Below are 11,626 nucleotides of genomic sequence, written 5' to 3'. Positions count from 1 at the left end.
GTAAGTATCAAAATCTTAAGCACAAGAGATAGTCTCAAAAGGCTCAAAATAAATAGCTTACTTCATTGTTTTTTACAAGCAATTCCACCAAATATTACCTTAGCGGGATAAAAAATGCAATAAAACCCCGAATTTTAATATTAAAAATATAAAGCACAAAAAAACCGTACTACATATGTAATACGGTTTTCTATATCATTTGTTTTTACCCTTTTAAAACTCAGCATTTTTAGGTGTTCTGGGAAAAGGAATTACGTCACGAATATTACCCATTCCAGTAACAAACAACATCATTCTCTCAAATCCCAATCCGAAACCACTGTGTGTAGCTGTTCCAAATCTTCTGGTATCCAGATACCAGTCCATATCTTCAGAAGGTATACCCATTTCTTTCATACGGGTTACCAATTTATCGTAGTCTTCCTCACGCTGCGAACCTCCAATAATTTCCCCAATTCCAGGAAATAGAATATCCATAGCAGCTACCGTTTTTCCATCCTCATTTTGCTTCATATAAAAAGATTTGATCTCCTTTGGATAATCAATCAAAATAACTGGTTTCATGAATTTTTTCTCTACCAAATATCTCTCATGCTCCGATTGAAGATCAGCTCCCCAACCATCAATCAGATATTGAAATTTCTTCTTTTTATTTGGCTGGGAGTTACGAAGAATATCAATTGCCTCAGTATAAGTTAAACGAACAAAATCATTCTCCAAAACAAATTTCAACTTCTCAATCAATTCCATTGATTGTTCATCAGCTTTCTTTCCTTTTTCCTCTTCTTTTAATCTCTTACTCAAAAATTCAAGATCTTCCATACAGTTGTCCAAAGCATATTTAATCATATACTTCAAAAACTCTTCGGCCAAATCCATGTTATCGTTGATATCATAGAATGCCATTTCCGGCTCTATCATCCAAAACTCAGCCAGGTGACGGGTTGTATTTGAATTTTCGGCACGAAATGTAGGACCAAATGTATAAATCTCACCCAAAGCCATTGCTCCTAATTCACCTTCCAGTTGACCGGAAACTGTAAGGTTCGTTTCTTTTCCAAAGAAATCTTCCTTATAATTAATGCTTCCATCTTCGTTTAAAGGTGGATTTTTAGGATTTAAAGTACTTACTCTAAACATTTCTCCGGCACCTTCAGCATCCGAACCTGTAATAAGTGGGGTATGCATATAGAAAAAGCCTTTTTTATTAAAGAATTCGTGCACCGCAAAAGCCATTGCATGACGAATACGGAAAACCGCACTAAACGTACTGGTACGAAAACGTAAGTGTGCTTTTTCCCTCAAAAATTCCAAAGAATGTTTCTTTGGTTGAAGTGGATATTTCTCCGGATCTGCAACACCTAAAACCTCAATTTTTGTTGCAGAAACCTCAACACTCTGTCCGCTTCCCTGCGATGCGATAACCTCTCCAACAACAGAAATAGCTGCTCCTGTAGAAATTTTCTTTAATAAATCCTCATTAAAATTAGGAACATCAACAACAATCTGAAGATTTTGAATCGTAGAACCATCATTTAAGGCGATAAAATTAATTTGCTTATTTCCACGCTTAGTTCTAACCCAACCTTTCACATTTACTTCACTGCCAACTTCATTCGAAACCAACAGGTTCTTGATCTTTATTCTTTTCTGTTCCATTTTATATTACTGGTTAATGAGATAATAAGTTTACAAAAATATAAAATTGGATTCAATTATGGTCTTATTAAATAAATAATCACCTAAAATCGTAAGACAAACTGGATATTAATTCCCTTAATAAACCTAAATACCTTTTTTTTTCAACATTAAAACGCCAACGCAAACGATTGATTTGATGATACTTATTTGAACCTCAAAGGAATTTAATGCAAGTATCATTATGATTTTTTATTAGGAATAGTATCTTTAAGGCCTTCAAACAATCTAGTAACTATATGAATCAGAATAAGTTAATAAATTCAATTAGCAAAACTATACATAAAAACTGGGAGCAACCTGCATTTACTAATTACCAGAAAGATACTATTACCTATCAGGAAGTAGCCCAAAGAATACATTGGATGCATCTTCTTTTTAAGGAGTTAGGAATAAAAAAAGGAGACAAAATTGCAGTTATTGGTCGCAATTTAAACAATTGGGCCGTTACTTATTTAGGAACCATAACTTATGGAGCTGTAATAGTACCCATTCTCCCCGATTTTAATTCCAGCGATATTCATCACATTGTTAACCATTCCGAATCTACATTACTTTTTACAACCGAAAATATTTTCAATAAAATTGATGATTCAAAAATTAAAAAACTGAAAGGTATCATTTCATTGGAAGACTTTAATGTTTTTTGTTCATCATGCGACAAATTGAAAAAAGCAGTTGAAAAAGCCAATGCAGAATCACTAAAAAATAAGGTAGATAAAAACAAACTGGATTACGCCAATCCTAAAGATGAAGATATTGCTGTTTTATCGTATACATCAGGAACATCGGGATTTTCGAAAGGAGTAATGCTGGCCTATGAGTCACTGTATTCGAATATACAAATCGGCTTCGACCATATTGATTTACGCCCGCAAGACAAGGTAGTTTCATTTTTGCCATTGGCACATGTATTCGGCTGTATGTTCGAATTCCTTACCGAATTCTGTTGTGGTTGTCATGTTATATTTCTTTCAAGAGTACCAACTCCACAGTTAATCACCAAGGCTTTTCAGGAAGTGCAACCTCGCTTAATCTGCTTGGTTCCTCTTATTATGGAAAAGATCTATAAAAAAAGAATATTACCAGCCCTGGAAAGCAGAAGAGTGAAACTGATGCTTAAGATCCCATTATTGGAAAAGAAAATTTATAAGAAAATTCGAAATTCACTCACAGAAACCTTTGGCGGGAAATTTATAGAAGTGATTATTGGAGGCGCGGCCTTAAGTAAAGAAGTGGAAGATTTTCTTCTTAAAATAGAATTCCCATTTTCTGTTGGTTACGGAATGACGGAATGTGGTCCACTAATTAGTTATAGCCCAAACAGTAAATTTCGTGCACATTCTTGTGGGAAAGTAGTTGATCGTATGCAGGTTAGAATCAAATCTGATGACCCATTTAATATTGTTGGTGAAATTCAGGTGAAGGGCTCCAACGTAATGAAGGGCTACTACAAAAATCCTGAAGCTACAAAAGAAGCCCTTGATAAAGACGGTTGGTTGGGAACAGGTGATCTTGGAATCATTGATAAAGACGATAACATATACATCAAAGGCAGATGTAAGAATATGCTGCTTGGTCCATCAGGACAGAATATTTATCCGGAAGAAATTGAAGCATGCTTAAATAATATGCCGTTTATTCAGGAATCAATTGTTACTGATGATAAAGATCACAAGTTAATTGCACTGATCTATCCGGATTACGAAGCTTGTGATGCGGAAGGATTAAACAAAGACGAAATTGAAGAAGCTCTTAATAAGGACAAGCAAATTTTAAACAAAAGCTTTCCTGCCTATATGAAAATATCACGGGTTATTGTATTTCCCGAGGAATTTAAGAAAACTCCCAAAAGAAATATAAAAAGATATTTGTACACTAGTTTGTATCACGAATAAAAATAGAAATCCATTCCTTTAAAGAATGGATTTCTATTTTTTAAATAAACCATTCTGAAGGCGGGTTGTGTGATTCAATTTAAAGACAAAATCGATAACCGGCATCGCTAAAAACTGGGAGCCGTAACTGGTGTCTAGGTAGCATAGTTTATAACCACCCGAAACAGAAAATTTGCTGTCGCGGTGCCAATGGATCTTCCCTTGACTCTCAGCAGCCCATTCGCCATTAAAATTGATAGAATAAAGATCTGCATTAAGCGAAAAATTAAAATTCCGGTAAACATTCCCATCCAACTCTACTCCCATAAAATAAAGCTTTTGATTGTTATGATAGGATGCTGTTCTGTGATATAAAAAATGATAATCCATTAATGGTAATTGAGAGTCTCCTGTTGTTAACGAAAAATCAAAACCAAGCCTTCCTGTAAGTACTAAATCGGGAAGTTTAATAAAACAATCTTTAGGCTGGGGATTAATTATATGACTAACAATCAATTCATTTCTAAAGGTGAAAATATGCGGAATTACTGCCGACTCGGGGATTTGATCTTGAAATCCACTATTTCTTGCCCATTTAAGACCAGGCGTAGGATAATACAAACTGTGTTGGGTCGAAACGATTGTGTTTTGTCCGAACCATTCATGCTTTACTCCAATATTAGGAGCAAATGGAAATAGTAATAACTGAGAATTAATTTCCGTTTTGGGATAATTTCCATATCTACTTACAGCCAATGCACTTAGATGTATTTCACCCGAGGGAACCACCTTAGCTCCCCGTTCAGTCCAACTGCTGAAATAATCAATACGTTCTCCTCCAACCAAGGAAACTTGAGCCATGCTGTTGCCGACAACAAGCAGCAAAAAAAGCCATAATAAATTCTTCATACAAATCATCTTTCCTTAAATAACCACAAAATTCACGTTTTAGTATTTAGTCTGCCAATACAAAAAATCCTTTTCTGCAAAACAGTTTGTATCAATCCTTTTACCGATAAAATATGAAGTGTTACCTAATAAGTTGATCTGAAATAAAACAAGATCTATATTTTTATTTTTACAACGAAAAACCTATGCATTTAAAATAACTTAAGTGTTAACAAAATTTAACGGACGAGCTGGAAACTTTTAAAACTAAAATAGTTTCCAAAGTTTTTAATTGATTTATATTTGCATCATGAATGAGCAAAAAATAAATATCATTACAACTAGCTGGGCTTTATTTTTTCAATATGGCATTAAAAGTATAAGCATGGATGACATTGCTTCAAAAATGGGTATGTCTAAAAAAACATTATACAATTATTTCACCAACAAAAATGAACTAATAAATGAAACCTGCGAATGGGATATTAATAATCCCCAGTTTTCGTTCAAATCTGATCAGATTATCAATTTAAACGCCCTCGATCAATATTTTGAATTTTTTAGTTTTATTAATGAGAAGATTCTTAAAAAATGTGATTCTCTGGACTATGATTTGAAAAAATATTACCCTGAGATTTGGAATAATTTTAAAGATGAGAAGATAAAACTATTTCAAAGAGAATTACTTTATAATCTGCAAAAGGGAATTAACGAAGGCTTATACCGGCCTGAATTAAATATCCAATTTGTTAGTAAGAATCTGGTGAGTTTTTATTTGAATCTTAACACAACAGAATATCAGGTATTTTCGAGCGAAGAAGTTTTTAATAAAGATATGCACAGAGAATTGACCCTCTATCATCTTTATGGTATTTGTACAAATAAAGGAATTGAATATTTTAAAAATAAATTTAAATAATACAATGAAAAATATCCTACTATCACTAATGGTGATTTTTATTGGACTCGGTACTCCCACAAAAGCACAAACTGAATCCAACTTAAAGCTTACCTTAGCCGAAGCACAACAGTACGCTTTGGAGAATTCATACTCGGTAAAAGCAAGCGAATATGATTTACAAGTGGCCCGAAAAAAGGTTTGGGAAACAATTGCCGATGGTTTGCCTCAAATTGATGCTTCACTTGATTACAACAATAATCTAAATTTATCTGTTTCCTTACTTCCTTCTGAATTTTTTGGAGGCACACCGGGAACTTATACTCCAATTAAATTTGGTCAGCGATATACCAGCTCTGCTTCCCTTAGTGTTGGTCAGAAAATTTTCGACGGATCTTATATTGTTGGAACAATGGCTGCCAAAGTTTTTGTACAACTTTCTCATAATCAAAAAGAAAAATCAGAAATTGAGATTAAAAATACTGTATCTCAAGCCTATTTTACCGTTTTGGTTGCCGAAGAAAATTACAAAACCATTCAGGAAAATCTCGAAATTAATCAGAAACTCCTAACCGAAACTGATGCATATCATCAAAATGGTTTTAGAGAAGAATTGGATGTAGATCAAATCCGTCTGATGCTTAACACCAGTAAAAATCAATTAGCAGATGCCAAAAGAGCTATTCAAACTTCACTAATTATATTAAAATTTGGCTTAGGGATAGAAATTGATGGAAAAATTGAGTTGACCAATAGCCTGGAAGAACTGGTTGATCCTATTAGAACAGAATCGCCGGTAATTTCGAATTTTAATATGTCTGATCATATTGATTTCAGAATTATTGAGACCCAATTAAAAGCACAGGAATTGATTATAAAAAATGAAAAAGCGGCTTATTTACCAACTATTTCTGCTTTTTACAACTATGGTAAAAACACCAGTTCAGATTATACCAATGTATTCAAATCTGATGTTCCCTGGTTCAAATCTTCAGTTCTTGGATTTCAATTAAAAATGCCGATTTTTTCGGCAGGCCAAAAGCGTTCAAGAATTAAGCAAGAGAAAATCAATTTTATGAAGCTGGAAAATCAACAGGAGATGACTCAACAAAATCTTAAAATGGATGTAACTCTATCTTTTACCAACTTGTTGAATGCTCAGGAGAAATATGAAAATGATATTGAAGGCTTAAAAATCGCCAAACGAATATTCGATAGAACCCAAATCAAATTTAAGGAAGGAATTTCTACCAGTACTGAACTATCTGAAAATGAAAAACAATATTTGGATTCGCATTCCGCATATATTAATTCGACACTCTCGCTTTTAAACTCGAAAATTGCATTTGAAAAAGCCTTGGGTAAATTGTAATACTAAAATCCCACAAAAAATATTATAAAATGAAGAACTTACTTATAGCCTGTATTATTCCATTACTTTTTGCCTGTTCTGCAAAGAACGTGGAAAAAAATGAGAACAAAGCCGAACAATTAAAACAGTATAAATCAGAACTCTCAATTTTAAAAACCAAAATCTCTGATTTGGAAAATGAAATTCGAAGTTCAAATAACAAAGAAGAAACAATTAATGTGATTGTTGAAAAATTAGCAACATCAAAATTTGAACATTACATACAAGTAACCGGTAATGTGGAAGCCGACAAAAACATCACAATTACGCCGGAAACATCGGGAAACATTATTTCGATTAATGTCATTGAAGGTCAACATGTGAACAAAGGAGATATTTTAGGAAAACTGAATACTGCTCAGATACAAAGAAGTATTGATGAAGTAAAAACTAATCTTGCTTTAATCACAACTATCTTCGAAAGACAAGAGCGCTTATGGAATCAAAAAATAGGTTCTGAAATAGAGTACTTGCAGGCAAAAGCCAATAAAGAAAGCTTGGAGCGTAACTTAGAAGGCTTAGAAGCACAAAAGGATATGGCAATTATCAAAGCTCCTTTTGCCGGTATTGTTGATGAAATACATCAGAAAAAAGGAGAATTAGCGGGCCCTTCTATTCCATTCGTACAGTTGGTAAATATCGATAAAGTCTATGTTGAAGCTGATGTGTCTGAAACATTCTTAAACTTTATTAAAGCAGGAGAAAATGCCCAACTGGATTTCCCGGCTATCAATTACCAAACCAAAGCAAATATCAATCGCACATCAAATGTAGTTGATCCTGCAAACAGAAGTTTCAAAATTCGAATCAACCTTAACAATCCAAAACACATGATCAAGCCAAATTTGATTTCAGTAATTAAAATCAAAGATTATGAAGTTCAGGATGCCATGGTTGTTCCTTCAATCATTATTAAAAAAGATTTTGAAGGAAACTACCTGTACATAGCTAAAAAAGAAGGGGAAAACCTTGTGGCAAGAAAAACATATGTTAATGTTTCCAAAACTTACAACAATGTTTCGATGATTGAATCTGGTCTTTCGCTGGGTGACCAAATTATAACAGATGGGTTTTCTCAAGTTGTGAACGGATCGCTGATCAGCACCAAATAATATCAAATAAAATGGATAACATCAAAGATACAAACTCTGCCGAAGAAAATAAAAGGCAGTTTAAACCAACATTCGGGGCATTAAAAAATAAGAATTCCATTTTTATTCTAACTGCAATTCTCTGCATGTTTGGTTGGTTTTCGTACCAAAGCATGCCTCGGGAATATTTTCCCGAAGTAGTAATTCCGAACATTCTAATTTCTACTCCTTATCCAGGGAACTCTCCTGTTGATATAGAGAATCTGGTAACCAGGCCAATAGAAAAAGAATTAAAATCCTTAAAAGGAGTAAAGAAGATGTCTTCAGCATCCTACGAGGATATGAGTTTAATTGTTGTTGAATTCAACACCGACGTAGACGTAAAACAGGCTCTTCAGGACACTAAAGATAAGGTAGATAAATCCTTAAGCGAATTGCCTGACGATTTGGACGTAGATCCAATTGTTGAGGACATTGATATAGCCGATTTTCCCATTATGAATATCAACCTATCAGGTGATTTTGGCTTGGATGACCTAAAAGGATTTGCCGAAGATCTTCAGGATAAATTTGAAGCCTTGCCTGAAGTCTCTGAGGCTGATATCAAAGGAGTTGATGAAAGAGAAATCAAGATCAATGCCGATTTGCACAAAATGGAAGCAAATGGTGTTTCCTTTCAAGACATTGAGATTGCCATTGGCGATGAAAATGTTACAGTTAGTGCAGGAACATTAATCTCTGATAATACCCGACGAAGTATCCGCACCAGTGCTGATTACGCCAGCATGCAGCAAATCGAAAATACCATTGTAAAAGTTACCAATGGTAAAGTCGTTTACCTTAAGGATGTTGCCGAAATTGAAGATGGATATGAAGAACTTTCCTCCATTTCAAGATTGAATAACAATCCTGTTGTTTCTCTTTCAATATCTAAAAAATCCGGTGAAAACCTTTTGGCTGCAACCGATGAAATTTATAAAATTATCTCGAAAGAGAAAGAGTTGGGAAACTTACCCCGGGGATTGCTGGTGACTGTTACCGATGATACTTCAGAAGATGTTCGTGGTCAGGTAAGCGATCTGGAGAATTCCATTATTATGGGAATGTTACTGGTTATCCTGATCCTGTATTTATTTATGGGGTTACGCAACGCACTCTTCTCTGGTCTGGCCATTCCCATGTCCATGTTTATCTCATTTATTGTTCTCAATCAAATGGGTTACACTGTAAATCAAATGGTTTTGTTTTCTTTGATTTTAGCCCTAGGTATGCTTGTAGATAATGCCATTGTGGTAGTTGAAAATGTATATCGGCTGCATGAAGAAGGCCTTTCGAAACTAGAAGCAACCAAACAAGGAGTGAGCGAAATTGCAGGACCAATTATTTCGTCAACAGCAACAACCCTTGCCGCATTTTTTCCATTATTGCTTTGGAGTGGAATCATGGGCGAGTTTATGAAATACCTGCCTATTACCTTAATCATTGTGTTGTCATCATCGCTATTTGTTGCTTTAATTCTTAATCCTGTATTTACAGCCAGTTTTGTAAAAATCGACAATATTTCGAAAAAGCTTGCCATAAAAAAGTACCTTATTATTTCAGCATCTTTTCTTATTGCTTCACTTCCATTTTATGTATCTAAAGTATTTGGACTGACAGAAACCTTTCTCATGGCAAATCTTCTGTCGTGCATAGGCATACTAATTTTAACAAATTTGCTGGTGCTAAAACCTTTTGCGCGTTGGTTTCAGTTAAAATTTCTGGTTGCACTCGAAAACTCTTATGAAAAAACCCTGAGGTATGCACTTAAAGGCATTCGTCCCTTACTTTTCTTTCTGGGAACTTTTGTTTTAATGATTGTGTCCATCATGTTTTATTTTGGCAGCAAACCTTTAGTCGTTTTCTTTCCGGATAACGATCCCAAATCTGTTTACGTTACCATGGAACTTCCATTGGGAACCGATATTCATAAATCCAATGAAATATCTGTAGAAGTAGAAAAGATTGTAAAGGAAACAATGGCACCTTACAAAAATATCATTCGTTCCATTTCAACCAATGTTGGATCAGGAAAGGGGGGTATGTTTGAAGGATCACGTTCAGCAAATAAATCACTAACAACTGTTTCTTTTGTTGAATACAAACAAAGAGGCGGAATTAGTACTTCCGAATTAATGAAGCAGTTAACCGCCAATTTTAAAGGATTTGTTGGCGCCAAAATTTTTGTTGAGAAGGATTCGGAAGGACCTCCGGTTGGATATCCTATAAATATAGAAGTTTCGGGTGATGACTTTGAACAATTACTTATTCAGGCAAATCGAATTAAACAGAAATTAGATGACGAAAGAATTCCTGGAGTTGAAGAATTGAAACTCGATTTGGATCAGGGTAAACCCGAAATGCTGATCAATATTGATCGCGATAAAGTGAGACGATTTGGTTTATCTACCAATCAGGTAGCACGTGCACTTCGTAATTCATTATACGGTTTGGAAGTATCCAAATTTAAAGATGGCGAAGATGAATACGATATTATGCTTCGATTAGCAGATAAATACCGTTACGATGTTCCCTCGCTAATGAATCAGAAAATTAATGTAATGAGTCCGATTAGCAACACAATGGTTCAAATACCCATTTCTGCAGTTTCGACTTATAACTACGGTTCAACTTACGAACGAATCAATAGAATTGATAATACTCGTGTTGTTACCATTTTTTCCAATGTTGAAGAAGGATATAATGCCAACGAAATAAATGCAAAAATAAGAGAGGTATTAGCCGATTTCGAAATGCCAAAAGGTTATACACACAAATTAACAGGAGAACAGGAAGAGCAGGATGAAACATCAGCATTTTTAACTCAGGCTTTACTAATTGCACTTGCTTTAATCACTTTGATTTTGGTTACACAATTTAATTCGGCAGTTAAGCCGCTAATTATAATGATTACCGTACTATTCAGTACAATAGGTGTATTCCTTGGTTTAGGTATTTTTAATATGCCATTTGTTATCTTAATGACAGGAATTGGTATTATCTCACTTGCTGGAATTGTTGTAAACAACGGGATCGTGCTTGTCGATTACATTGATTTACTGCGAAAGCGCAAAATAGCAACTATTGATAAAAGTCAACGTAAATATTTGACTTCTGTCGAAGAGGTTGATTGTATAGCCAACGCAGGCAAAACCAGATTACGTCCGGTTATGCTAACAGCAATCACAACAGTTCTTGGTCTGTTTCCTCTTGCCGTAGGTATGAATTTTAATTTCTTTACTTTGTTCAGTGAATTCGACCCGCAATTATCATTCGGTAGTGATAGTACTGCATTTTGGGGGCCTATGTCGTGGACTGTTATTTTTGGACTTAGTTTTGCAACTTTTTTAACCCTAATTATCGCTCCGGTAATGTTCCGCCTTTCAACGCAAATCGAACATCGTTTATACGATATGTTTTCGAAAAAATAGTTTATATTATTTATCCAATTAAAGCTGGCCAAAGAGTCAGCTTTTTTTTTTGAAATAAAATATCACATATTCATACTGTTTAATTGAAAACAACTAACATTTCATTTAAAAACCAAAATTAAGAATGAATACCCAGAAGAAAATGATACAAATTACAACCTGTAAACATAATCGCTAAAGCTCTGATTGTATTGATTTTACTGGTAAATTTATAAAAACTTAAAATCATTTTTTAGTCTCGAAAAACAGACTGTTAGTCCAACAAAAACATCGATAAATAAAAACAGACATTC

Annotated in this window: 7 protein-coding genes; 5 read left to right on the top strand and 2 right to left on the bottom strand. The window is 34.3% G+C overall.

The genetic code is table 11. The features are described 5' to 3' along the window. Positions 1-213 precede the first annotated feature (213 nt). On the bottom strand, positions 214-1,659 hold the full coding sequence (asnS, locus tag ACKU4N_RS01120; RefSeq protein ID WP_321319763.1) for an asparagine--tRNA ligase: 1,446 nt from the start codon (positions 1,657-1,659) through the stop codon (positions 214-216). Positions 1,660-1,937: 278 nt separating this feature from the next. Between asnS and ACKU4N_RS01115 the strand changes: the two genes are divergently transcribed. Further along, on the top strand, positions 1,938-3,596 hold the full coding sequence (locus tag ACKU4N_RS01115) for an AMP-binding protein (protein WP_321319762.1): 1,659 nt from the start codon (positions 1,938-1,940) through the stop codon (positions 3,594-3,596). A 33-nt stretch (positions 3,597-3,629) separates the two neighbouring features. Here ACKU4N_RS01115 and ACKU4N_RS01110 read toward each other — a convergent pair whose 3' ends face one another. Beyond that, complete coding sequence (locus ACKU4N_RS01110) at positions 3,630-4,484, bottom strand: hypothetical protein (RefSeq protein WP_321319761.1); 855 nt, start codon at positions 4,482-4,484, stop codon at positions 3,630-3,632. Between the two features lie 289 nt (positions 4,485-4,773). Between ACKU4N_RS01110 and ACKU4N_RS01105 the strand changes: the two genes are divergently transcribed. Genes ACKU4N_RS01105 through ACKU4N_RS01090 form a run of 4 tightly spaced genes read left to right on the top strand, consistent with a single transcriptional unit; the run spans position 4,774 to position 11,333 of the window. After that, positions 4,774-5,382 carry a TetR/AcrR family transcriptional regulator gene (locus ACKU4N_RS01105; RefSeq protein ID WP_321319760.1) on the top strand — a complete coding sequence of 203 codons (609 nt, stop codon included), beginning with the start codon at positions 4,774-4,776 and terminating at the stop codon, positions 5,380-5,382. Between the two features lie 4 nt (positions 5,383-5,386). Next, positions 5,387-6,733 carry a TolC family protein gene (locus ACKU4N_RS01100; protein ID WP_321319759.1) on the top strand — a complete coding sequence of 449 codons (1,347 nt, stop codon included), beginning with the start codon at positions 5,387-5,389 and terminating at the stop codon, positions 6,731-6,733. A 29-nt stretch (positions 6,734-6,762) separates the two neighbouring features. Continuing rightward, positions 6,763-7,884, top strand: a complete 1,122-nt coding sequence (locus ACKU4N_RS01095) for an efflux RND transporter periplasmic adaptor subunit (protein ID WP_321319758.1) — start codon at positions 6,763-6,765, stop codon at positions 7,882-7,884. Positions 7,885-7,895: 11 nt separating this feature from the next. Next, positions 7,896-11,333 carry an efflux RND transporter permease subunit gene (locus ACKU4N_RS01090; RefSeq protein ID WP_321319757.1) on the top strand — a complete coding sequence of 1,146 codons (3,438 nt, stop codon included), beginning with the start codon at positions 7,896-7,898 and terminating at the stop codon, positions 11,331-11,333. The last annotated feature ends 293 nt before the right edge of the window (positions 11,334-11,626 follow it).

Source organism: Labilibaculum sp. (assembly GCF_963664555.1).
Classification (GTDB): domain Bacteria; phylum Bacteroidota; class Bacteroidia; order Bacteroidales; family Marinifilaceae; genus Labilibaculum.
This window is presented reverse-complemented; position numbering and strand designations above follow the sequence as displayed.

Coding starts and splice junctions, on each gene's coding strand:
- ACKU4N_RS01090 (WP_321319757.1), top strand. CDS start 7,896: ATGGATAACATCAAAGATACAAACTCTGCCGAAGAAAATAAAAGGCAG.
- ACKU4N_RS01110 (WP_321319761.1), bottom strand. CDS start 4,484: ATGAAGAATTTATTATGGCTTTTTTTGCTGCTTGTTGTCGGCAACAGC.
- ACKU4N_RS01095 (WP_321319758.1), top strand. CDS start 6,763: ATGAAGAACTTACTTATAGCCTGTATTATTCCATTACTTTTTGCCTGT.
- ACKU4N_RS01105 (WP_321319760.1), top strand. CDS start 4,774: ATGAATGAGCAAAAAATAAATATCATTACAACTAGCTGGGCTTTATTT.
- asnS (WP_321319763.1), bottom strand. CDS start 1,659: ATGGAACAGAAAAGAATAAAGATCAAGAACCTGTTGGTTTCGAATGAA.
- ACKU4N_RS01115 (WP_321319762.1), top strand. CDS start 1,938: ATGAATCAGAATAAGTTAATAAATTCAATTAGCAAAACTATACATAAA.
- ACKU4N_RS01100 (WP_321319759.1), top strand. CDS start 5,387: ATGAAAAATATCCTACTATCACTAATGGTGATTTTTATTGGACTCGGT.